19 protein-coding genes and 2 riboswitches are annotated in these 24,026 nt (G+C 61.9%); of the genes, 12 read left to right on the forward strand and 7 right to left on the reverse strand.

Annotated elements, in window-relative coordinates:
- Positions 1–13: 13 nt before the first annotated feature.
- Together E1K68_RS27795 and E1K68_RS27800 are read right to left on the reverse strand one after the other, a co-directional pair.
- Positions 14–1,678, reverse strand: coding sequence for an SET domain-containing protein-lysine N-methyltransferase (locus tag E1K68_RS27795; RefSeq protein WP_244858800.1), 1,665 nt, complete (start codon positions 1,676–1,678; stop codon positions 14–16).
- Between the two features lie 15 nt (positions 1,679–1,693).
- Positions 1,694–4,369, reverse strand: a complete 2,676-nt coding sequence (locus E1K68_RS27800; protein ID WP_244858801.1) for a hypothetical protein — start codon at positions 4,367–4,369, stop codon at positions 1,694–1,696.
- Between the two features lie 215 nt (positions 4,370–4,584).
- Between E1K68_RS27800 and nfuA the strand changes: the two genes are divergently transcribed.
- Positions 4,585–5,169, forward strand: coding sequence for a Fe-S biogenesis protein NfuA (nfuA, locus tag E1K68_RS12665; RefSeq protein WP_003190728.1), 585 nt, complete (start codon positions 4,585–4,587; stop codon positions 5,167–5,169).
- Positions 5,170–5,378: 209 nt separating this feature from the next.
- Here the strand turns inward: nfuA and cobM are convergent, their stop codons facing one another.
- The 4 genes from cobM to E1K68_RS12685 form a co-directional block, all read right to left on the reverse strand.
- On the reverse strand, positions 5,379–6,125 hold the full coding sequence (gene cobM, locus E1K68_RS12670; RefSeq protein WP_212614171.1) for a precorrin-4 C(11)-methyltransferase: 747 nt from the start codon (positions 6,123–6,125) through the stop codon (positions 5,379–5,381).
- Positions 6,126–6,195: 70 nt separating this feature from the next.
- Positions 6,196–6,588: a cobalamin biosynthesis protein gene (locus E1K68_RS12675; RefSeq protein ID WP_003190731.1), complete on the reverse strand. Its 393-nt coding sequence runs from the start codon at positions 6,586–6,588 to the stop codon at positions 6,196–6,198.
- Entirely contained in the window at positions 6,585–7,289 is a 705-nt protein-coding gene (locus tag E1K68_RS12680) for a CbtA family protein (protein ID WP_034135405.1), read from the reverse strand. The genes E1K68_RS12675 and E1K68_RS12680 overlap by 4 nt, the downstream gene beginning before the upstream one ends.
- Before the next feature lie 11 nt (positions 7,290–7,300).
- Positions 7,301–7,489 (reverse strand): CbtB-domain containing protein, encoded by a 189-nt coding sequence (locus tag E1K68_RS12685; RefSeq protein WP_003190735.1) that lies wholly within the window; start codon positions 7,487–7,489, stop codon positions 7,301–7,303.
- Positions 7,490–7,584: 95 nt separating this feature from the next.
- A riboswitch (cobalamin riboswitch) is annotated at positions 7,585–7,797 on the reverse strand.
- A 191-nt stretch (positions 7,798–7,988) separates the two neighbouring features.
- Here E1K68_RS12685 and E1K68_RS12690 point away from each other — a divergent pair.
- The 5 genes from E1K68_RS12690 to E1K68_RS12710 all read left to right on the forward strand — a co-directional run bounded on the left by E1K68_RS12690 (position 7,989) and on the right by E1K68_RS12710 (position 16,325).
- Entirely contained in the window at positions 7,989–9,356 is a 1,368-nt protein-coding gene (locus E1K68_RS12690) for a M10 family metallopeptidase C-terminal domain-containing protein (protein ID WP_003190737.1), read from the forward strand.
- Positions 9,357–9,420: 64 nt separating this feature from the next.
- A riboswitch (cobalamin riboswitch) is annotated at positions 9,421–9,621 on the forward strand.
- Positions 9,622–9,713: 92 nt separating this feature from the next.
- Complete coding sequence (gene cobW, locus E1K68_RS12695) at positions 9,714–10,775, forward strand: cobalamin biosynthesis protein CobW (RefSeq protein WP_003190738.1); 1,062 nt, start codon at positions 9,714–9,716, stop codon at positions 10,773–10,775.
- A gap of 2 nt (positions 10,776–10,777) precedes the next feature.
- Positions 10,778–14,539: a cobaltochelatase subunit CobN gene (cobN, locus tag E1K68_RS12700; RefSeq protein WP_169855292.1), complete on the forward strand. Its 3,762-nt coding sequence runs from the start codon at positions 10,778–10,780 to the stop codon at positions 14,537–14,539.
- Between the two features lie 125 nt (positions 14,540–14,664).
- Complete coding sequence (locus tag E1K68_RS12705; RefSeq protein ID WP_057709855.1) at positions 14,665–15,669, forward strand: AAA family ATPase; 1,005 nt, start codon at positions 14,665–14,667, stop codon at positions 15,667–15,669.
- Between the two features lie 53 nt (positions 15,670–15,722).
- Positions 15,723–16,325: a VWA domain-containing protein gene (locus E1K68_RS12710; protein ID WP_032900580.1), complete on the forward strand. Its 603-nt coding sequence runs from the start codon at positions 15,723–15,725 to the stop codon at positions 16,323–16,325.
- A gap of 114 nt (positions 16,326–16,439) precedes the next feature.
- On the opposite strand, the gene E1K68_RS12715 is transcribed toward E1K68_RS12710, so the two are convergent.
- Positions 16,440–17,387 (reverse strand): DUF1853 family protein, encoded by a 948-nt coding sequence (locus E1K68_RS12715; RefSeq protein ID WP_212614172.1) that lies wholly within the window; start codon positions 17,385–17,387, stop codon positions 16,440–16,442.
- A gap of 145 nt (positions 17,388–17,532) precedes the next feature.
- Between E1K68_RS12715 and E1K68_RS12720 the strand changes: the two genes are divergently transcribed.
- From E1K68_RS12720 to pepN, 6 genes are all read left to right on the forward strand, one after another.
- On the forward strand, positions 17,533–18,423 hold the full coding sequence (locus E1K68_RS12720; protein ID WP_003190745.1) for an NAD(+) kinase: 891 nt from the start codon (positions 17,533–17,535) through the stop codon (positions 18,421–18,423).
- Positions 18,423–19,394 carry a metallophosphoesterase gene (locus tag E1K68_RS12725; protein WP_078467408.1) on the forward strand — a complete coding sequence of 324 codons (972 nt, stop codon included), beginning with the start codon at positions 18,423–18,425 and terminating at the stop codon, positions 19,392–19,394. The genes E1K68_RS12720 and E1K68_RS12725 overlap by 1 nt, the downstream gene beginning before the upstream one ends.
- A complete protein-coding gene (locus tag E1K68_RS12730) occupies positions 19,391–20,260 on the forward strand; it encodes a rhomboid family intramembrane serine protease (protein ID WP_212614173.1) in 870 nt (289 codons plus the stop codon). The genes E1K68_RS12725 and E1K68_RS12730 overlap by 4 nt, the downstream gene beginning before the upstream one ends.
- Positions 20,261–20,274: 14 nt before the next feature.
- A complete protein-coding gene (locus E1K68_RS12735; RefSeq protein WP_003190750.1) occupies positions 20,275–20,535 on the forward strand; it encodes a DUF1315 family protein in 261 nt (86 codons plus the stop codon).
- On the forward strand, positions 20,532–21,362 hold the full coding sequence (locus tag E1K68_RS12740; protein ID WP_032892171.1) for a DUF2797 domain-containing protein: 831 nt from the start codon (positions 20,532–20,534) through the stop codon (positions 21,360–21,362). The genes E1K68_RS12735 and E1K68_RS12740 overlap by 4 nt, the downstream gene beginning before the upstream one ends.
- A gap of 13 nt (positions 21,363–21,375) precedes the next feature.
- A partial coding sequence (pepN, locus tag E1K68_RS12745) for an aminopeptidase N (protein ID WP_212614890.1) occupies positions 21,376–24,026 on the forward strand: 2,651 nt, incomplete at its 3' end.

Genomic DNA, 24,026 nt, shown 5'->3' on the forward strand with positions numbered 1-24,026 from the left:
CCTGGGGTGGGGTTCAAGGCCTTATGTACTTCCAGTAGGCCTTGCCGTAGTCCATCAGCAACTCGGTCCCGGCAGGGATATCTCGCCAAGCGATTAAAAACACCATGTAGTTGCCTACATACAGGGCGCCGACATTTTCGATGCCCACGTCGGGCAGGTTCGGCACCTTGACCGCATTGATCAGGCTCAGCGTATTGCTGTTGCCGTGGCCGCTGATGGTCGCGCCTTGAGTGTGGGTCTGGAATAGATACGTACCGACAGCCGCCTCGCCTTTTTCCAGGATCTCGGTATTGATCGAGGCTTGATCCAGATGCAGTTTGCCCGTGTACGGCCCAAGCACGTCGAAACGCTTAATATCGGTTCTGGCCACCACCGACAGGCCGCGCTCCGGGCCATCCGCCAGTTTCCTGACCTCCACCAGGCGATCAAGCCGACGATGATGGCTGCCCTCCTTGGAAATCCATTCACGAATACTTTTGGTCGCGGCTTCCTTGACTTCAACATGTTGCAGGCCGGTGAACTCGTCAAAAAAACGGTTGGCGTCGGTAATCTCGATGCTGTGCAGCGGGCCTTCAAGCTCAAGGGTCAAACTGCGCCTGATGTCTGTCGGGTCCTGCAGGATCGGTGCGTTATTGTTGATTTTATGATCAAAGGACGCCGTGATCGAGCTGGAGCGGCGCCGGGTGGGTACCGCGTCCTCTTCCAGGCGTGGGCGTTTTGAGCTGCCGGGCGTGGGCGGCGCGGGGCGTTTCCTGGCTACCGGCTGGTCCTGGGGGCTTCTTTGTCCGAATAGCCACCTGTCTTTGCCGGCACGGGTCATGCTGCCATTGTCGTTGACGTAGCTGCTCCAGATGACGGGGTTGAGGTTGTTCTGTTCGACAAACGCGCGCATGGATACCTTTGAGTTGGCGGCGTTGTAGTGCTTGTTCCACGCATCCAGGTGCTCGGGTTTGAGGTCGTCGAATTCCTCGCCGCGCGCATATTTGGCGAGCACTTTGCCTGGCGCTCGGTAGCTGCCATCCAGGTTTACGTACTCGGCGAAGGCCACCGGGTCCAGATTATGATCGGCGGCAAATCCTTCGAGGGTGAGACTGTTGCGCTCGCGTTGGGATGCCTTGCTCCAGCGCTCCAGATGATCGTAGGTGACGCTGGTACGGGCGGTTCCCGCACGGTCGAGCATCTGTTGCCCTCTGCGCGTCAGGGTGTTGCGGGTGCTGACAAACTGCCGAAAGGCGTTGGGGTCCAGGTTGTAAGTATTGACGAAGGTGTCCATGGTTTTTTTCAGGGCGTCTTCGCTGGCCTCGGTCCATTTCAACAGCACCGATGGCGTTACCATGCTGGGTGCATCCGGCGCGCCGCCTGTCAGTTTGATCTGGCCTGAGTACCAATGTCCGGGCTCTACCGAGGACAGCGTGATCGACAAGTCCCGGTTGGTTTTGGGATTGACCAGGACAATGGAAAAGCTGTTGTCGGCGCCAGCGGCGGCTTCCTGGATAAAGCCATAGGAGTTGTCGCGGATCTGGTACACCGCGATCTTGCCTTTATCATCAATATTGCAGATATATTTCTGGTTGTAGTCCACTCGGGAGAAGATCCCGCGTGCGTCGGGCTTAAGGCCACGGATCAACTCGGGGTCGACCGCGTATCGACGGATCAGCGGGCTGCTATTGCTGATCACCGTGATCGGCTCTCGCTAGCGCGGCCCGAAGGCTTTATTGGAGGCCGTATCTATCAAGCGATAGTCGGGGGCGTCGAGGCTGCCGACGTTGCGCATCGGGATGTTGGCGAAGCCGTCGACGGTAAACAGTTTGTCCCCCGTCTGCAGTGGCTTCCAGGTGCCAGGGTCGACCGAGCGCATGTGCCGGGCGGCGATGGTCCCATCCCGTAGTTGGGCAATACCGCGTTGTGCCTGGCGCATCAAGCCGCGGCCCAGCTTGAGCAGGCCGAAACGTGCCAGTCTGAGCAGGCTGGGCAGGGCGGCCAAGGGGTTGAGTTCCTGCAGGGTGGCAATCACCAGCTTTCCCGTGAGCTTCGCCAGTTTTGGCAGCGCCAGGCGCAGCCCGGTTTTACCGGCCTGAATAGCCAGGCGGGCAGAGCCGGACACATATCGGCCGACCGGCAAGGCGAAAAGCACGATGTCGATGAACAGGCTGGCGACGCCGGACTTGATGCGCTGGGGGTCGCCGGAGCCGATGTCGTCGATACCGCCCCAGAACGGCAGAAAAATCTTGCCCCAGAAGGCGAGGTCTTCGAGCACTTCAGCGCCGATGTCCACCTCCCGCGTGGCTTTACGGGTTTTTTCCAGCAGGGCTGCTTCGTCACAGAAAAACAGCTCGCGGGCGATCATGCTCGCCAGCCTTTCACTGCGTGGCGCATACAGTGTGTTGGGCTGCAACGATGACGCGCGCGCCAAGGCGGTTTTGATACCAGGCAAGGTCTCGCCGACTTGCTCAACGATCAACTCAGCCTTTTTGCCTGGCGTGGGCGCTTTGTTCTCGCGGTAGGCTTGCCGGTCAAAGGGCACTTCGGTGGCCAATCTGTATTTACACCAGCTCATTGCGTCTCGTAGCTCTACCACTTTGCCGTTCAGTGGCAGAGTCTTGATGTCTTTACGGTGACGGATCACGCCGGCGAAGGGGAACACTTCGATGTAGGTGGCATGAAAGGGCGAGCGGGGCTTGACGATGCGCAGGATGAAACCTGCCCGGTAACGCACGGCATCGGTCTTGCGCTGGGTTTCATACTCGATAGGCACCTTGTCCAGCGCTTCTCTCAAGGAGTACACGGTGATCTCGTCCTGATTCACATCCAGGGTCGCACTGCCAAGGTGCGCAAGCAATGACTTGATCAGGGTTTTATAGGCGTTTTTCGGCTGTTCGAGGGCCTCGCGGAAGGTCTTGTCGTATTCCGAGTCCGACGCATAGCGCCAGCGCCCGGGCAGGTCGAGCGCAAGGCCCTGAATCGCGTTGAACATTTCGTATTCATGCTGCTCCAGTGCGGTGACAGCTTGAGTCAGCTCATCGCGGGTAGGGCCTGACGTTCGGCTGGCGATCAAGCCATTGGCCTGCGCCCATTGGACCGTGGGGCCGAGCCTCGCGGCGGCGACCAAGGCCTGCTGTTCAACGTTATCGCCACTGGCGCGAAAATGTTCCGCCGCCAGGTTGAGCAACTGCTCGAAGCTCATCTGGCGCGATGAGCCGGGTGCAAGCGCTTCGGCCAGCAGGAAACCGCTTCTGAAATTGACCCAGGTACTGCTGGCGGCGTACGGCAGGTCATCGGGGATATCAGCCACCCACACTTCGCTGGCCACATTGGCCTTGACGACGCACACCGCCAATTGCGCCGCGGCAGGGCTGATCGACAAGCTGTGTTCATAACGGCTGATCAAGGAGTGGCGGATCGACGAGTAAGACGCCCCAGGCTCGATAAATAACTTCAATTCGTTATCCATCGGCGACTCGGTGTTGGGCATGATCGTGAGCCACAGCGCTCGCCACAGCAATTTCACCCGCACCGGTTGGGGGCAGATTTCGTCCTTCTGGCTGCCATACCAGTCCAGTGCCTTGGCGATTCGTTCGCCCAGCGCCAGGTTGTCGGGGCTATTGAGAAGCTGTTCAAGCAGGACGGTTGGCGTGGTGGTGAGCATGGCCTGCTGTGAGGCGGTGAACGTTTCGGGCAATACCTGGCGGAACAGCGATTGTCGGGTGTGTGTTTCGATCTCGCGGATAACCTCCTTGATCTTCTGGTCGGCAGGGGCATCCAGCACATGCTGCAAATCGCTGGGCTGCCCATCGTGGCCCAGTTTTCTCAGGGTGTGGTGTTCCTGCAAACCCTGGAGAACCGCTTTCCATTGTTCGGGGGGCTTGGGTTGCGCCGGGAGGATCGAGTAGTACTTGAGCACCAGGTCAAACCGTACCGAACCGTCGCTTTTGACGCCGTTTCCCACACGCCGGTTGATATCCAGCAACACGTCGGCGTCGATGTACCAATAGGTGGGTATATGGCGCAGGATCACCGAATGGTCGGCAATGCTGAACGTTTCGGGAGGGTCGGGTATCGGCGAGCGGGCGCTGCTGAGCAGGGTTGAGAGCAGGTCATAAAGAAAGTCCCGGCCCAGAATGGAGTCATCCCGTTCAGGTTTTTCCCGTAGGAACTGCTGGAAGTCTTCATCGGCCTCCAGTTTTGCAAGGACCCGAACGGCTTCTTTGCACTCGCGATTCAGCTCGGAGTTCAACGGGGGAAAGTAATAAAGCTCGGTGGAGGATACTGCCAGTGAGCTTTGTTCCGTTACAAAGTCAATCAGATGATCCAGATGCGCTTGCTGTTCAGGCAAGCCTTTGAAATAGAAACGCTGCAGCGCATTATTCATTCGATCCTCACAATCCATAGTGGAAGAGGATTCACTCTATTGAGCCGGGTTTTGCGGCGGGGGCTATATAGGTAGGCACAGGTTTTTGCACAAATGGGCCGGTGCAGCGGGGGCCTTCGGTCAGCAGGATCAGGTCTTTCCTGACAAAAATACTCGGACTTTGTACCTGCGTAATAATTTGGCGTAAACTGCGGGCAAGCCTGTGAGGAGTTTCCATGACTGCCATAACCATTACCGACGCCGCCCACGATTACCTGGCTGACCTGCTGTCCAAGCAGAACACCCCGGGTATCGGTATCCGCGTCTTTATCACCCAGCCCGGCACCCAGTACGCCGAGACGTGCATTGCCTACTGCAAGCCTGGCGAAGAGAAACCTGAAGACACCGCCCTGGGGCTCAAAAGCTTCACCGCCTACATTGACGCCTTCAGTGAAGCCTTCCTGGACGACGCCGTGGTCGATTATGCAACCGACCGCATGGGCGGTCAGTTGACCATCAAGGCCCCCAACGCCAAGGTGCCGAACGTCAATGCCGACAGCCCGGTGAATGAGCGCATCAACTACTACCTGCAAACCGAGATCAACCCTGGGCTGGCCAGCCATGGCGGCCAGGTGAGCCTGATCGACGTGGTGGATGACGGTATCGCCGTGTTGAAGTTCGGCGGCGGCTGCCAGGGCTGTGGCCAGGCGGACGTGACCTTGCGTGAGGGCATCGAGCGCACGCTGCTGGAACGTATTCCTGAGCTCAAGGGCGTACGAGATGTGACTGACCACACGCAGAAAGAAAACGCCTACTATTGAGTAAGGTGTTCACTGCGAACATAAAAAACGGCGCCCCGTGAGCGCCGTTTTTTTATGCCTTTTCTGTAGGAGCGAGCTTGCTCGCGAAAAACATCAACGATGACGCGTGCTTGCTGAATGAACGCGGCGCCTGTTAGTTTTTCGCGAGCAAGCCCGCTTCTACAAAAAGCCTTGAGGCAAGCCAGGTCCACATAGGTGTTTGCATTTCTTCAGGGGCGGTAGAGGTGCGCATGCCCTGCGCGGTACAGCGACGACTCACTGAAACTGTCACTGGCCAACACCCGGCCCACCACAATCAATGCCGTACGCCGAAACCCCTTGGCCGCGACTTTCTGGGCAATGTCACTCAGCGTACCGACCACCCAATCCTGATCCGGCCAGGTGGCCCGGTGTACTACGGCAATCGGGCAATCCGCGCCGTAGTGTGGCAGCAGTTCGGCGACGATCTTGTCCAGGTGATTGACCCCCAGATGAATCGCCATGGTGGTGCCATGCCGCGCCAGGCTGTCGAAGTCTTCACCGGGGGGCATGCTGGTTTTATCGGCGTAACGGGTCAGGATCACGCTTTGGGCGATGTCCGGAAGGGTCAGTTCGGTTTCAAGCAAGGCCGCGCACGCCGCGACCGCCGTGACCCCTGGAATGATCTGGAACGGGATGCCCCGCTCGCGCAAATGGCGGATTTGTTCGCCAATCGCCCCATACAGGCTTGGGTCGCCGGAGTGCACCCGCGCGACATCCTGGCCTTGGGCATGGGCCGTCTTGATCAGCTCGATGATCTGCTCCAGGTGCAGTTCGGCGCTGTTGACCACCTGGAGCGCCTGATGACCTTCCAGTACGGCGGCGGGCACCAGCGAGCCGGCGTAGATGATCACTGGGCAACTGCGGATCAGCCGCTGGCCCTTGACGGTGATCAATTCCGGGTCGCCGGGGCCGGCGCCGATAAAGTAGACGGTCATGGAGAAGTCCTGTTGAAAAACGGGCGAGCATGAAGATTGCTCATGATCGAAAGCGGCAATTATCGGGATTTTAACCTGCGCAGGCCAATGCAAGGGTGGCCTGTGCGCTTTTCTGGCGGGTGATCAGCAGGCGCGCGGGGCCATTGGACAGGTGCTCGGCCAGGGCCAGGGCGGCGCTTTCGGCTACGCCGTAACAGCCAGTGTGGGCAAAGGCCAGCGCTGAGCGATGGCTCAGCCGATGCTCATAGCCCACCAGTTGTTCGGCACTCAAGCACTGCAAGGGCAGGTTCAAGCGCTGGGCCAGCGCCAGCAGCCCAGGCTCATCGCGTTTACGGTCAATGCTTGCCAATGCGGTCACGCGTGAGCGCTCAATGCCGGCCTCGGCCAGGGCGCTGTCCAGCAATGCCAGCAGGCTGTGAACCTCACAGCCGCGCTGGCAGCCAAGCCCGACAACCAGAATCATGCCGAGTAGTGGTCGTCGCGGTTGCGGCGAAACAACCAGGCGCTGATCAGGCCCAGGGCCAGCCAGAAGGCCACGTTGGTCAATTGCGAGGCGATCTTGAACTGCGCTTCGAGCGCCTCGGGGGCCAACATCGAGTGCACTTGCGGCTGCGGCGCGCCGATGACGTGGGGAACGGCAAGAATCGCCAGCCCAAGCGCTTTCAACAGCCAGTTGCGACCGAACACGATCAGCGCCAGGCCGGCGGCGGTGGACGCTGCGGTGCCGATCCACCAGGTCTGGCGTAACGTCAGGTCAGCCGCCGCGGTGCCAGGCAGCTCCGGGGGCAGGCCCAGGGTGGGCGCCAGTACAAAGGTCGCGTAGCCGGCCAGGCCCCAGAGCAGGCCTTGGGCGGTGCGGGTTGGCGCGCGCAGCGTGTAGAGGCCGGCGAGCATAAGCGCGAATCCCACCGCCACTACCAGGTTGCCGCCGGTGGTGGACAGCACTCGCTGCCAGCCATCTTCAGGCTCCCAGGCTTGGGCGTCGTGGGTGTGAGCTGCGGCGCCAGCGGCGTGCTCATGCACCACTTCGGCGGTTGGCGGGGTTTTTTCAAAGCTTTCCGCCTGCAGAATCAGCGGTGCCACCCAAAAGCTTTGCAGCAGGGTCAGCAGCAAGGCAGCCAGAAGTCCGGTGAACCCTGCGGTTTGCGCAATACGCTTGATCATGTCGGCAGCTCTCAATGGCACGGGAACGCGGCGCTGTGGCGGGTATCGTGGGCGGCGTTGTGCACCGCCTCGATATGCGAGAACCCGGCGAAATACACCAGGCAAGCGCCAAGGATCGATGCACCGATGGCGGCGGTCAGGCGTTGGCTGAGGGTGGCGGTGCTAGTGGCGGTGTGCGAAGTGCTGCTGATGATCGACATGGCGCGTCCCTTTCAGGTGTCAGGGTGAAACGAGCGCATGAAAACCCCACGCGCCAGGCACGCAGGGTTCGAACAGCGCCCGCCCACCGCGGGTTTGTTATCTGAATTTTTCGGGCCGGTCTCCGGGCTTGCGAGGGGCGGCTCATCAAAGAGTCCTCCTGAAAGCATCGCCTTCCCATGCAAAAGCACAGTGGCCATGACGCTTCGCTCGCTTACCGTTGCGGGGGCAGCACCGGACTTGTCATTGGATTTGACGCACCGGTTTCCCGTTTCACCCTGTGAAGGGCACCCGAAACAAGGTGTGTAGGAGAGCATGGTGTGCAGGTCAGCGTCAATTGGATGAGGGCACCTACGAAGTACACGGCGATGAAGTATTTGCAGACGCAATAGGCAGACACGCGATGTATGAAGTGTTTGGGAACGCCTGCGCTTTTTTCGATAACTCAGAAGGAAACCCGGTTTATCTCCCCGCGCAACATTGAAATTAACGGTGGGCTTTATGCGACTTTCCAATACGCTGCAAAGTTTTCATGCGCCGCTTGCTGGCGATCAGCAATCAGCGGTGGCCGATGCGACCCTAAGGCCCAACGACCCCTCTGAATCGAACGTTGATAAACCCTCTTTCACGGTTGATCAGGCCGCGCGTCAAATCACTCGAACCGGCCATCGTTGGTTTGACGCCAATCGCGACGGCATCACGCAGATCTCCTATTCATTCAACAAGCACGCAAGAGGGCACACGGCGTTCAATGCGACCCAGAAAGAGCAGGCCCGGCGCTCGATGCAATCGTGGGAGGATGTCGCGAATGTTTCATTCCAGGAAGGCAGTCGTCGCCCCGAGGGGCTTCTGGCGTTTTCCAACAGCACGGACTACGAGGTCGCCTTCGGCCAGTATCCGGGCCAGGAAGGTAAAGTGCTGATCAATCCCCGATTCGGCACCAATACTAACCCGGCCCTGCACAATCATGGGCGAATGACCCTGACCCATGAAATTGGGCACAACCTGGGCCTGTTACACCCAGGCACCTATAATTTTGGTAATCCCAATTACCGCGATCACGCCTTATATGCTCAGGATACGCGGGCTTACAGCGTGATGAGCTACTTCGATGCACCTGAAGCGGGTAAACACTTCAATGGAAAGTTACCGTCGGCGCCGATGATGGATGATATCGCCGCTGCGCAGCGGGTTTATGGTGCCAATAACACGACGCGCAATTCAGATACCACCTATGGCTTCAACTCCAATGCGGGACGAGACTATCTGGAGTTGAACTCGCGTCACGATACGGCCTTGTTTTGTGTATGGGACGGTGGTGGTGTCGATACGTTGGACTTTTCCAAGTATCACCAAAACCAGACTATCAATTTGCGGGCGGAGTCCTTTTCGGATGTTGGCGGCCTGGTGGGGAATGTTTCCATTGCCAAGGGGGTTACGCTGGAGAATGCAATCGGCGGCTCCGGGCATGACTCGATCATTGGTAACCAAGCAAACAACGTGCTTAAAGGTGGGGCGGGTGCGGATCGACTCCGAGGTGCGGGGGGCGCTGACACCTTCGCTTACGACAATGCCAGCGACTCCACGCCGGAATATCCCGATCAGATTATGGATTTTGTCACGGGTGTGGACAGAATCGATCTGTCGAACCTGCTGGGCAACGCGGGGGTTGATGCCCTGAGGTTCGTCAGGCGGCTGACGGGCAAACCAGGTGAAGCGATTCTGGATTACAACCGTACGACTAACCTGTCTAGGCTGGCCATCGACCTCACAGGGAATGGCCGATTTGATTTTTTCCTCAAGGCTTACGGCCCGATCAATGTGCCCGACATCATCACCGCCAATCCTGGCAGGCAGCGCTACGCCTAGTTGGCCGCTGCCTGGACCGACTTGCCGGTAGGTGCTTGAGCATTGACCGCCTGCCGTGCACTGCGTAGCCTTGCACCCTCGAGGTTCTTCGGCCCAGGCCGAAGCTAAGAAGGGAACGCGGTTCAAGCCGCGGCTGCCCCCGCAACTGTGAAGGGTTCAGTTGACTGCCACGCCACTGCCGATAGGGCGGGAAGGCGCAGTCAGCGTTGGTCGCAAGACCTGCACACCCCAAGCCAGGAGACCTGCCTCGCCACTGATTTTCCAATTCAACCGGGCGGGGTGATCCGGTGACGAAATCCGCTGCTGCGCGCCGCCGCAGGGCCTGTCGTCCCGTATGCCCGCCCCAAAGGGCATCCGATGAAAACACTGGCCAAACTTCCCGTCACCATCGTTACCGGCTTCCTTGGCTCGGGCAAAACCACGTTGCTGCGCCATATGCTCGACAACGCCCAGGGCCGTCGCATTGCGGTGATCGTCAACGAGTTCGGCGAGCTGGGCATCGACGGTGAAATCCTCAAGCAGTGTTCTATCGGTTGCACCGAAGAAGAAGCCAATGGCCGCGTCTACGAGCTGGCCAACGGTTGCCTGTGCTGCACCGTGCAGGAAGAGTTCTTCCCGGTGATGCGCGAACTGGTCGCCCGTCGCGGTGACCTGGACCATATCCTCATCGAAACCTCGGGCCTGGCCCTGCCCAAGCCGTTGGTGCAAGCCTTCCAGTGGCCGGAAATCCGCAGCGCTTGCACGGTGGACGCGGTGATCACCGTGGTCGACAGCCCAGCCGTGGCCGCCGGCACCTTTGCCGCCTTCCCGGACCAGGTCGACGCCCAGCGCAAACTTGACCCGAACCTGGACCACGAATCGCCGTTGCACGAGCTGTTCGCCGACCAACTGGCCAGCGCCGACCTGGTGATCCTCAACAAAAGCGACCTGATCAGCGCCGAAGACCTGGCCCGTGTGCGCCTGGAAGTCGCCGAAGAACTGCCGCCCGCGGTGAAGATTATCGAAGCCAGCAGCGGTCGCCTGCCCCTGGACGTGCTGATCGGCCTGGGCGCCGGTTCCGAGGAGCATATCGACGGGCGCCATAGCCATCACGACCATCACCACGAAGGTGAAGATGACCACGACCACGATGCCTTCGACTCCATCTCCATCGACTTACCCCAAGCCGATGAAGCGCTGCTGCTCGACGCCCTGACCCAATTGGTGGTGCAGCACGGCATCCTGCGTGTGAAAGGTTTCGCCGCGATCCCCAACAAACCGATGCGCCTGCTGATCCAGGGCGTGGGCACGCGCTTTGACAAGCACTTCGACCGCGCCTGGGGTGCTGACGAAGCACGCACTACGCGCCTGGTGCTGATCGGCCAGGAACTGGACGCCGTGGGCCTTGAAGCGCAATTGCGCGCCGCCCTCAGCGTTTAACCATGCACCTGCTCAGGACCCAACCCGGTGGTTTCGTCGCGGACGACAATATTGCCGACCTTGGCCAAACCCCTGCTGAGCTGGTGATCCTGTGCAGCGGTGATTCCAGCCTGGCGCTGCTCGCCGAAGCCGCCCAGCAATTGCCGGAGGATTACCCCAGCCTGCGCCTGGCCAACCCGATGCAGGTGCAGAACCATGCCTCGGTCGACCTGTACGTCGACGAGGTATTGCGCCACGCCAAGGTCATCCTGCTGTCATTGCACGGCGGCATCGGCTATTGGCGCTACGGTATCGAGCGCCTGGTGGAGTTGGCCGAACGCGGCGTCACCCTGATCCTGGTGCCGGGTGACGACCGCCCAGACCCGGAACTCAGCGGCCTGAGCACCGTTGCGGCCGAACACCGCGAGCGCCTGTGGCACTTCCTGCGCCAAGGTGGCCTGGGCAATGCCCTGGATTTTTATCACTGCCTGGCCAGTGCCCACCTGGGCCGCGACTATGCCTGGGCCGAGCCGCAAACCCTGCCGCGCACGGCGATCTATCACCCGCGCAACGCCAATGCCCGCCTCAATGACTGGCAGGCCGATTGGCACGCTGATTGGCCCGTGGCTGCGGTGCTGTTCTACCGCTCGCATTTGCAGGCGGCCAATACCGGCTTTATTGATGTGTTCTGTCAGCGCTTGCAAGCGGCGGGCCTCAACCCGTTGCCGATTGCGGTGGCCAGTCTGAAAGAGCCCGGCTGCCTCACGGTGGTTGAGGACCTGCTGGACGATGTGCAAGCCTCGGTGATCCTGAACACCACCGGCTTTGCCCAGTCCAGCCCGGAAGCGCCGCACCTGCGCCCGTTTCGCCGCAATATCCCGGTAATCCAGGCGATCTGCGCCCAGGACAACCAACCCGGCTGGCAGGCCAGCGAACAAGGCCTGGGGCCCCGTGACCTGGCGATGCATATCGCTTTGCCGGAGCTGGACGGGCGCATCATCAGCCGGCCCATCAGTTTCAAGGACCTGGCCTGGCGCAGCGAGCGCAGCCAGTCGGATGTGGTGTGCTACCGCGCAGCGCCCGAGCGCATGGATTTTGTCGCTGAGCTGGCACGCCGTTGGGTCGAGTTGGCGTGGGTGCCCAATGCCCAGAAACGGATTGCGCTGATCCTCGCCAACTACCCGACCCGCGACGGTCGCATCGGTAACGGCGTGGGCCTGGACACCCCGGCGGCAGCCCTGAATATCCTGCGCGCCTTGCAAGCCGAAGGCTACCCGGTGGCGGATGTGTTGCCCGACAGTGGCACCGCGCTGATCCAGGAACTGCTCGGCGGCGTCACCAACGACCTCGACAGCCTCGACCTGCGGCCCTGCCATCAAAGCCTGGGCCTTGTGGAATACCAGGCGATGTTTGATCGTTTGCCAGCGTCCAATCGCCAGGCCGTACTGGCGCGTTGGGGCGCGCCGCAAAACGATCCGATGTGCCGCGATGGCCGCATGATGATCGCCGGCCTGCGCCTGGGCCTGACCTTCGTCGGCATCCAGCCGGCGCGGGGTTACCAGGTGGATGCCAGCGCCGTGTACCACGACCCGGACCTAGTGCCGCCCCATGGCTACCTGGCGTTCTATTTCTGGCTACGCCATACCTACGGCGCCCACGGCGTGATCCATGTGGGCAAGCACGGCAACCTGGAGTGGCTGCCCGGCAAAGGCGTGGGCCTGTCGGAGCACTGCTGGCCGGATGCACTGCTGGGGCCGCTGCCGAATATCTACCCGTTTATCGTCAACGACCCGGGTGAGGGCGCCCAGGCCAAGCGGCGCACCCAGGCGGTGATCATCGACCACCTGATGCCGCCGCTGACCCGCGCCGAAACCTACGGCCCGCTGCGTGACCTTGAGTTATTGGCCGACGAATATTACGAGGCGCAATTGCTCGACCCGCGCCGTGCGCTGGAGCTGCAAAAAGACATCCTCAAGCTGGTGCGCGAAACCCGTATCGACCAGGAGCTTGAACTGGGCAGTGAGGCGGACGCGGCGGTGTGGCTGCCGCGCCTGGATACCTACCTGTGCGACTTGAAGGAATCGCAGATCCGCGATGGCCTGCATATCTTTGGCGAGTCGCCCGAGGGCCGTTTGCGTATCGACACCTTGCTGGCGCTGTTGCGCATTCCCCGTGGCGATGGCCGGGGCCCGCAGTCGAGTCTGCTGCGCGTGTTGGCCAAGGCATTCGACCTGGGGTTTGATCCGCTCGATTGTGCACTGGCCGAGCCCTGGACGGGGCGGCGCCCGTTGGTGTTGCAGAAGATTGACGATCAGCTGTGGCGTACGGCCGGGGATACCCGCGAACGTCTGGAGTTGTACGCGGCGCGCTTGATCGAGCAGGCGTTGGAAGGCCCCATCGAACAGTTGGAAGAGCCCGGCTGGCAGGAGGTGAAGTCGGTGATCGAAAGCCTGCGCATTGTCGTCGCGCCACGCCTGGATGCCTGTGGGCCGGCGGAGATGCGCGGCTTGCTCGATGCCTTGAGTGGGCGCTTTGTCCCGGCAGGGCCCAGCGGTGCGCCGAGTCGCGGTCGGCTGGATGTGCTGCCCACGGGGCGTAACTTCTTTACCGTGGACGTACGCAACCTGCCAACCACCACGGCGTGGCGTCTCGGTTTCCAGTCGGCCAACCTGATTCTTGAGCGGCACCTGCAAGACCACGGCGACCACCTGCGTCAGCTCGGCCTGTCGGTGTGGGGCACTGCCACCATGCGCACCGGCGGTGACGATATCGCCCAGGCCATGGCACTGATGGGCGTGCGCCCGGTATGGGCAACTGGCAGTCAGCGGGTGGACGATTTCGAGATCCTGCCGATCAGCTTATTGGACCGTCCGCGGGTGGACGTGACCCTGCGAGTATCCGGGTTCTTCCGCGATGCGTTTGCCAACCTGATCCGCCTGTTCGATGCGGCGGTGCAGGCGGTGGCCGCCCTGGATGAACCCGACGACATGAACCCGCTGGCCGCCAAAGTACGCAGTGAACGCCAAGCATTGCTTGAGGCGGGCCTGGATGAAGGTGCCGCGGCCAAGCAGGCCGGCTGGCGCATTTTCGGCGCCAAACCGGGTGCCTATGGCGCGGGCGTGCAGGGCGCGATTGACGGGCGCTTGTGGCAGAGCCGCGAGGACTTGGCCGAGGTCTACCTGAACTGGGGTGGTTATGCCTACGGTGGCGCTGACGAAGGCACTGCGGCCCGCGAGCAATTTGCCCAGCGGTTGAGCCAGGTGCAGGCGGTGTTGCAGAACCAGGACAATCGCGAGCACGACTTGCTCGACTCCAACGACTACTACCAATTCCAGGGCGGTATGCTGGCCGCCGTGGAAACCCTGAGCGGCGAAAAGGCCGCCAGCTACCATGGTGACCACAGCCAGCCGGACGTGCCGAAAATCCGCACCTTGAAGGAAGAGCTCAACCGGGTGATCCGTTCCCGTGCGGCCAACCCCAAGTGGATCGAAGGCGTGAAGCGCCATGGCTATAAAGGCGCGTTTGAAATGGCCGCGACCGTGGACAACCTGTTCGCCTTCGACGCCACCACCGCGCTGATTGACGATCATCAATATGCCTTGCTCGCCGATGCCTACCTGCTGGACCCCGACACCCGTGCCTTCGTGCAACAGCACAACCCCGATGCCCTGCGCGACATGACCGAGCGCATGCTCGAAGCCCAGCAACGTGGCTTGTGGCAGGCTCCGGGGGCGTACCGCGAAGCCTTGGAAAACCTGTTGCTGGACATAGAAGAAGACAGCTGAGTGATCGTTCCCACGCTCCGCGTGGGAATGCAGCCCGTGACGCTCTGCGTCACAAGAACGGACGCCGAGCGTCCAGCGAAGCGTTCCCACGCGGGAGCGTTGGAACGAGCTATTAAGAGTTGACTATGACTGATACTCCCCATTTCCCGCTGTCCGCCGTGGTCGGCGCCGATGACTTGAAGCTCGCGCTGTGCCTGGCCGCCATCGACCCGAAGATCGGCGGCGTGCTGATCGAAGGGCCACGGGGCATGGCCAAGTCCACCCTGGCCCGTGGACTGGCGGACCTGCTGGCCAGCGGGCAGTTTGTGACCTTGCCCCTGGGCGCGACAGAAGAGCGCCTGGTCGGCACCCTGGATCTGGATGCCGCGCTGGGCGAAGGTCGCGCGCAATTCTCTCCCGGCGTGTTGGCCAAGGCCGACGGCGGCGTGTTGTACGTGGATGAAGTCAACCTGCTGGCCGACCACTTGGTGGACCTGCTGCTGGACGTAGCCGCCAGCGGCACCAACCTGATCGAACGCGACGGGATTTCCCATCGCCATGCGGCGCGCTTTGTACTGATCGGCACCATGAACCCGGAGGAGGGCGAGTTGCGCCCGCAGTTGCTCGACCGCTTCGGCTTCAACGTGGCGTTGAGCGGGCAGACCTTGCCCGCCGAGCGCGGGCAGATCATCCGGCGTCGCCTGGATTTCGACACTGACCCAGCTGCGTTCTGCGCGCAGTGGGCGCCAGCCCAAGCCGCCTTGCGCGAACGTTGCACCCAGGCGCGGGCACGGCTCGACAGCATCGCCCTGGATGACCAGGCGTTGGCGCGCATCACCGAGCGCTGCTTTGCCGCTGGGGTCGACGGCTTGCGTGCCGACCTGGTCTGGTTGCGTGGCGCCCGTGCCCATGCGGCGTGGCGTGGTGCGGCCGCTATCGAGCAGGAAGATATCGATGCGGTGGCAGAATTTGCCTTGCGCCATCGTCGTCAGCAACAGACTCCGCCAGGCTCGCCGCCCCAGCCGAATGACGGGCCGTCGTCGTCACCCTCTGACACCTCGCCCGGCCAAGGCCAGTGGGGCGATATGCCCGCACCCGCCTTGCCCACGGGCGTACGCCGCGATGTACCCACCTGGCCAAAAAAGCCCTAGGCATCCGCCCCCGTCCTGACGCGGGGGCGGATGCCCGGCCCCAGGTGGGGCGATTGAACACCGGCCGGCAGGGCAAGGCCCGCAGCGCCCAGCGCGGGGCGATCAATTGGCCGGGCACGTTGCTCGGCGGTCGGCCGCAATGTCGTGCGGACCTGCTGTTCCATTTGCGTTGCCGGTCAGCCCCTGAGCTGTGGCTGGTGATTGTCGATGCCTCGGCGTCCACGCGCCGCCATCGGGCGTTGACCGACGCCAAGGGGCTGCTGGCCCAGCTGTTTGACGATGCTTATCGGCAACGGGCGCGCATGGCGTTGTTGACGGCCAGCGGGCAATCGCCGAAGTGGCAGGTGCAAGGTTTGAAGGCGGCGAAAGGCTTGGCCGATTGGTTGGCGCAGTTGGGCGCGGGCGGCGGGACGCCATTGCTGGCTGCGCTGACCGAAGCGGGGCATTGGTTGGCGGCACGGCGCAAGCGCTATCCCGCCGAGCAGCAGAAGTTGCTGGTAGTGACCGATGGGCGGCTCAAGGCGATGGGCGCGCTGCCGCGATTGGAGTGCCCAGGCATGTTGATTGATATCGAGCGCGGGCCGATCAGGTTGGGGCGGGCTGAGGAATTGGCGGTGGGGTTGCAGTTGGGTTATCAGCATATCGATAAGCTGTAGCGTCTGGGCTATCGCTTTCGCAGGCAAGCCAGCTCCCACATTTTGACCTCGCCGCCTATCCCATGTGGGAGCTGGCTTGCCTGCGATGAGGCCCTCAAACACACCACACCAGTATCAGCCTGTCCCCGGCACATTCGGCCAAAGATCGGCCACCAGAAACAACCGCTCGGCTTCCTCCCACTCCTCACCGTTCGGCACCATGCGCACCAGCAACTGCGCCGGCGCCATTGGGTCCAGCTCTGCCAGCCAGTCTTGCATCTGCACCTCACTCCACACTTCATCAGCCGGGTAATGCGCGGGCGCCAGCCAGGCATGGCGGGGCAGGGGTTGCCAGCGACCCGCCGGGCGAGTGCTGACAAAGTCTGTCCAGTCGCGCTGATGCAACCAGCGCCCACGCAGGTGCTGCGGGTGAGCGCCGAGGGGGGATTGCGCCGCGCCGGGCCAGGGGTAGAGCAGATAGCCGCCGAGCCACAAATGCGCATCGAACGCTTGGATATCCAGCGCCGCCAAGGCTTCGCGGCTCTCTGCCCGCGCGGAGATCGGCAGTTGATGCTGGGCCAGGTGCGCCAGCTTGCGGTCCAACCGGTCATGACAGCCAGGCCCCAGCCATTGCGCAGTGTCCTGGCCATTGCCGTCCTGCGGGCCCAGGTAGAGTTTGATCGCCAGCTCAAGGTGGTGCACGCCATCACGGTCGCGCACCAGCATGTCCAGCTCGCCCAGGGTATGCCCGGCTCGGCGGATCGGCAGGTTGGCGGCCAGCAACTCCAAGCCCGGCGCATGCTGCACCGCAAATTGCCACAAACGTTCGTAGTACAGGCCCAGGCGCCGGGTACGTGACAGGCTCAGCCACTGCTGCAACGCGCTGCTGTCCTGGTCCAGCTGGCGCAGCCAGGCTTCGAGCTGGTGAGGGGCCTGCACCCAGTCACTGCCGGCCAGCGGGTGGCGCTGCGGCCACGGCGTTTGCGCCAGCATCGGCGGCGCGAGCATCACCCACGCCAGGTCGCGCACCTCGGGGTGGCGCAGTTGGCGGGGCAGGGTGTGCAAGTCGGGGAATGGCGTCATGCTCCGAGCATAGCCTTTTCAGCGCCCGCAAGGTGCCTGAGAACCATTGTCATCAAGGCGTGGCGGCGACAAAGGATTTTGCCTGAGGCGGCCTTTCGCCCATAATCGCTCTTTTTGCCTCACCCCCAGATCCCGCAGGAGCCCCATGGAGCACTTTCGCAATATCGGCATTATCGGTCGCCTGGGCAGTACCCAGGTGTTGGACACCGTCCGCCGGCTGAAGAAGTTTCTGCTCGAGCGCCACCTGCATGTGATCCTCGAAGACACCATCGCTGAAATCCTCCCCGGCCACGGCCTGCAAACCTCGTCGCGCAAGATGCTCGGTGAGGTGTGTGACATGGTCATCGTGGTCGGCGGCGATGGCAGCCTGCTCGGCGCTGCCCGGGCGTTGGCGCGGCATAACGTGCCGGTGCTGGGGATCAACCGCGGCAGCCTGGGGTTCCTCACCGACATCCGCCCCGATGAGCTGGAAGTCGAAGTGGCCAAGGTGCTCGATGGCCATTACCTGGTGGAGAACCGCTTCCTGTTGCAAGCCGAAGTGCGCCGCCACGGCGAGGCGATCGGCCAGGGCGATGCCCTCAACGATGTAGTGCTGCACCCTGGCAAGTCCACGCGCATGATCGAGTTCGAGCTGTACATCGACGGCCAGTTCGTCTGCAGCCAGAAGGCCGACGGCCTGATCGTCGCCACGCCCACCGGTTCTACCGCCTACGCGCTGTCGGCCGGTGGCCCGATCATGCACCCCAAGCTCGATGCCATTGTGATCGTGCCTATGTACCCCCATATGTTGTCCAGTCGGCCAATTGTGGTCGATGGCAACAGTGAGCTGAAAATCGTGGTGTCCAAAGACATGCAAATCTACCCGCAAGTCTCCTGCGACGGGCAGAACCATTTCACCTGCGCCCCCGGTGACACCATCACCGTGAGCAAGAAGGCACAGAAGTTGCGCTTGATCCACCCGCTGGATCACAACTACTACGAAGTGTGCCGCACCAAGTTGGGCTGGGGCAGCCGCTTGGGAGGTGGAGGCGACTGATGCTCGATCCCGCGCGTAGCTACGACCTGATTGGTGACGTGCACGGTTGCGCTCATACCCTTGAGCACTTGCTCGACCAATTGGGTTACCACAAGCAGGGCGGCACTTGGCGCCATCCGTCACGCATGGCCGTGTTCCTGGGCGATATCATCGACCGTGGCCCACGCATCCGCGAGGCGCTGCATATCGTCCACGACATGACCGAGGCCGGCCAGGCGCTGTGCATCATGGGCAACCACGAGTTCAATGCGCTGGGCTGGACCACGCCGGCCCCGCCGGGCAGCGGCAAGCAGTTTGTGCGTGAGCACAACCCGCGCCACGCCCGCTTGATCCACGAGACCCTGACCCAGTTCGAACACCACCCGGCCGATTGGCACGACTTCCTCGGCTGGTTCTACGACATGCCGCTGTTTGTCGACGCCGGGCGCTTTCGCGTGGTGCACGCGTGCTGGGACGACAGTTTTATTCAGCCGCTGCGCGCGACGTTCCCGGATGGCTGCATCGACCCGCACTTCCTGCAAGCCGCTGCCGTACCGGGCAGTTTCGCCTGCAACGCGTTCGATCGCTTGTTGCGCGGTACCGATATGCGCCTGCCCGACGGCCTGACGTTGACTGGTGGCGATGGCCTGACGCGTTCGTTCTTTCGCACCAAGTTCTGGGAAGACGACCCCAAGACCTACGGCGACATCGTGTTCCAGCCCGATGCTTTGCCGGAGCCGGTGGCACGCACGCCGCTATCGTCCACTGAAAAGAATTCCCTGCTGCGCTATGGCGTCGATGAACCGCTGTTGTTCGTCGGCCACTACTGGCGCAGCGGCAAACCCGCGCCGATCCGCCCAAACCTGGCCTGCCTGGACTACAGTGCCGTGCTCTACGGCAAGCTGGTGGCGTATCGACTGGACCAGGAAACCCAACTGGATCCGCGTAAATTTGTATGGGTCGACGTTGAGCGACCAGAGGCCATTCCATGAGTACCGTAGCTGTATTGCGCCTGCCCCTGAGCGTCGACCTGGGGGGCTTCGTCAAGTTGCTGCACCGCATGCAGGTGCCGCACCGCGTCAGCGAAGAGTCGGGTGAACAGGTGCTGTGGGTGCCCGAGGCCATCAGTGACGATGTGCGCGTGTTGTATCAGCGCTTCCCAGCAGGCGACCCGGACCAGCAACTGGACATTCCTGAGCAGGCGCCCGTTGCGCGGCCAGGTTTTGTTCAGCAGGTGCGCCACAGCCCGGTCACCGCTCTGGTGTTGTTGGCCAGTCTCATCGTCGCTGCCGTAACTCTGCTGGGTGAAAACCTGCAAGCCATGGCCTGGTTGACCTTCCTGCCGTTCCGGGTGCTGGGCGAGTACATCCAGTTCACGCCGCTGGCCGACACCCTGGCCTCGGGGCAGTGGTGGCGCCTGGTGACGCCGATGCTGATCCACTTCGGCATCCTGCATCTGGCGATGAACGGCATGTGGTACTGGGAGCTGGGTCGGCGCATTGAAGCGCGCCAGGGCAGCATCAACCTGCTGGGCCTGACCCTGTTGTTCAGCCTGGTCTCCAACTACGCGCAATACGCCTACGGCGGCCCCGGCTTGTTTGGCGGCTTGTCCGGCGTGTTGTATGGCCTGCTCGGGCATTGCTGGATCTTTCAATTATTGTCGCCCAACCCGGCCTATCGCCTGCCCCGTGGGGTGCTGGTGATGATGCTGGTGTGGTTGCTGCTCTGCCTGTCGGGGCTGGTCTCGATGATCGGTTTCGGCGAAATCGCCAACGCGGCCCATGTGGGCGGCTTGGTCATCGGTTGCTTGACGGGTTTGCTCGGCGGTTTGTACAACCGTCGCAAAGCGTCTCTTTGATAAGGAAGAGCCTTATGTCCTCTTTTGCTGAAATGATCGAAAACATCACCCCGGACATCTACGAGAGCCTCAAGCTCGCGGTAGAGATCGGCAAATGGTCCGATGGCCGCAAGCTCACCGCCGAGCAGCGCGAACTGTCGCTGCAAGCGATGATCGCCTGGGAGATTCAGAACCTGCCCGAAGAACAGCGCACCGGTTATATGGGCCCGCAGGAGTGCGCGTCCAAATCCGCGCCAGTACCGAATATCCTGTTCAAATCGGATGCGATCCATTGATTGAAATTGGTCGCGGTGCAGTCAGCAAAATGTCGGCGCAACTCGGTGAGCCGACCGTTCAATACGCCTTTCGCTTAGGAAGCACAGAGGTGCCGGTCAATCCGTTGATCGGCACCCATGTACGCCTGGAATACCTGGGCGCGATTCATTGCAGCCATTGCGGGCGCAAGACCAAGACCAGCTTCAGCCAGGGCTATTGCTACCCGTGCATGACCAAGCTGGCCCAGTGTGACCTGTGCATCATGAGCCCCGAGCGTTGCCATTACGACGCCGGCACCTGCCGCGATCCGGGCTGGGGCGAGACATTCTGCATGACCGACCACGTGGTGTACCTGGCCAATTCGTCGGGGATCAAGGTCGGCATTACGCGGGCTACGCAGTTGCCCACCCGTTGGCTGGACCAGGGCGCCAGCCAGGCGCTGCCGATCATGCGCGTGGCGACGCGCCAGCAATCGGGCTTCGTCGAAGACCTGTTTCGCAGCCAGGTGGCCGACAAGACCAACTGGCGCGCTTTGCTCAAGGGCGATGCGCAATCGGTGGACCTCAAGCAGGTGCGTGACGAGCTGTTCGCCTCTTGCGCCGAGGGCTTGCTGGGTTTGCAGGAACGCTTTGGCCTGCAAGCCATCCAAACCATTGCCGACATCGAGCCGATTGAAATCCGCTACCCGGTCGAGCAGTATCCGACCAAGATCGTCAGCTTCAACCTGGACAAGAACCCGATTGCCGAAGGCACGCTGCTGGGGATCAAGGGCCAATACCTGATCTTCGACACCGGCGTCATCAACATTCGTAAATACACGGCCTACCAGCTCGCCGTGCATCAGTAGAAGGATCCCCAGCATGCGCACCGAACAACCGAAGATGATTTACCTGAAGGACTATCAGGCGCCGGACTACCTGATCGACGAGACGCACCTGACCTTCGAGTTGTTCGAGGACCACAGCCTGGTCCACGCGCAGCTGGTGATGCGCCGCAACCCCGAGCGTGGTACCGGCCTGCCACCGCTGGTGCTCGATGGCCAGCAGCTTGAGTTGCTGAGCGTCACCCTCGCGGATCAGGAACTGACCGCCGCCGATTACCAGCTGACTGACAGCCACCTGACCCTGCAGCCCCCGAGTGAAACCTTCACCCTGGACACCACGGTCAAGATCCACCCGGAAACCAACACCGCGCTGGAAGGCTTGTACAAATCTAGCGGTATGTTCTGCACCCAGTGCGAGGCCGAAGGTTTCCGCAAGATCACCTATTACCTCGACCGCCCGGATGTGATGAGCGTGTTCACCACCACGGTGATCGCCGAGCAGCACAGCTATCCGGTGCTGTTGTCCAACGGCAACCCGATCGCCAGCGGCCCTGGTGAAGACGGCCGGCACTGGGCGACCTGGGAAGACCCGTTCAAAAAGCCGGCCTACCTGTTTGCGCTGGTGGCCGGTGACCTGTGGTGCGTCGAAGACAGCTTTACCACCATGACCAACCGCGAAGTCGCGCTGCGCATCTACGTCGAACCGGAAAATATCGACAAGTGCCAGCACGCCATGACCAGCCTGAAAAAATCCATGCGCTGGGACGAAGAGACCTACGGCCGCGAGTACGACCTGGACATCTTCATGATCGTCGCGGTCAACGACTTCAACATGGGCGCCATGGAGAACAAGGGCCTCAACATCTTCAACTCCAGCGCCGTGCTGGCCCGCGCCGAAACCGCTACAGACGCCGCTCACCAGCGCGTCGAAGCCATCGTCGCCCACGAATACTTCCACAACTGGTCGGGTAACCGCGTGACCTGCCGCGACTGGTTCCAGCTGTCGCTCAAGGAAGGCTTCACCGTGTTCCGTGACTCGGGCTTCTCTGCCGACATGAACTCGGCCACGGTCAAGCGCATCCAGGACGTGGCGTACTTGCGTACCCATCAGTTCGCTGAAGATGCCGGCCCCATGGCCCATGCCGTGCGCCCCGACAGCTTTATCGAGATCTCCAACTTCTACACCCTGACCGTGTATGAAAAGGGCTCGGAAGTAGTCGGCATGATCCACACCTTGCTCGGCGCCGAGGGCTTTCGCAAAGGCAGCGACCTGTATTTCGAACGCCATGACGGCCAGGCCGTGACCTGCGACGACTTCATCAAGGCCATGGAAGACGCCAATGGCGCCGACCTCAGCCAGTTCAAGCGCTGGTACAGCCAGGCCGGCACCCCGCGCCTGGCGGTCAGCGAGGCCTACGACGCAGCGGCCAAGACCTACAGCCTGACCTTCCGCCAGAGTTGCCCGCCCACTCCGGACAAGGTCGAGAAACTGCCCTTTGTGATCCCGGTGGAGCTGGGCTTGCTGGACGGGCAGGGCGCCGGCATTGCCTTGCGCCTGGCCGGTGAAGCGACGGCGGGCGACACTTCGCGGGTAATCTCGGTGACCGAAGCGGAGCAGACGTTTACCTTCGTCGACATCGCTGAAAAACCCTTGCCTTCGTTGCTGCGTGGTTTCTCGGCGCCGGTGAAGCTCAGCTTCCCCTACAGCCGTGATCAACTGATGTTCCTGATGCAGCACGACAGCGACGGTTTCAACCGCTGGGATGCCGGCCAGCAATTGGCCGTGCAGGTGCTGCAGGAGCTGATCGGCCAGCATCAGGCGGGCCAGCCGCTGAAGCTCGATCAACGCTTGATCGACGCGCTGCGCACGGTGTTGAGCGATGAAAGCCTGGACCAGGCCATGGTCGCCGAAATGCTCTCGCTGCCGAGCGAAGCCTACCTCACGGAAATCAGCGAAGTGGCGGATGTGGACGCCATCCACGCTGCCCGCGAGTTTGCCCGCAAGCAACTGGCCGACAACCTGTTCGAAGGGTTGTGGCTGCGCTACCAGGCCAACCGCGAGCTGTCCAAGCAAACGCCATATGTGGCAGAGGCCGAGCACTTCGCCCGGCGTGCGCTGCAGAACATCGCGCTGTCGTACTTGATGCTCAGCGGCAAGCCAGAAGTATTGGCGGCCACCCTGGATCAGTTCGACACCAGCGATAACATGACCGAACGCCTGACGGCGTTGGCGGTGCTGGTGAACTCGCCGTTTGAAGCAGAGAAAGCCCAGGCCTTGGCGGTGTTTGCCGAAAACTTCAAGGACAACCCGCTGGTCATGGACCAATGGTTCAGCGTACAGGCCGGCAGCACCTTGCCGGGCGGGCTGGCGCGGGTCAAGGCGTTGATGCAGCACCCGGCGTTCACCATCAAGAACCCCAACAAGGTACGCGCGCTGGTGGGCGCATTTGCCGGGCAGAACCTGATCAACTTCCATGCGGCGGATGGCTCGGGTTACCGGTTCCTGGCGGATCTGGTGATCCAGCTCAATACCTTGAACCCGCAGATTGCCTCGCGCCAACTGGCGCCGCTGACCCGCTGGCGTAAATACGACAGCGCACGGCAGGCGCTGATGAAAGCGGAGCTGGAGCGCATCCTGGGCGCGGGTGAGCTGTCCAGCGATGTGTTTGAGGTGGTCAGCAAGAGCCT

Source organism: Pseudomonas sp. B2021 (assembly GCF_018135665.1).
Classification (GTDB): Bacteria; Pseudomonadota; Gammaproteobacteria; order Pseudomonadales; family Pseudomonadaceae; genus Aquipseudomonas; species Aquipseudomonas lactis.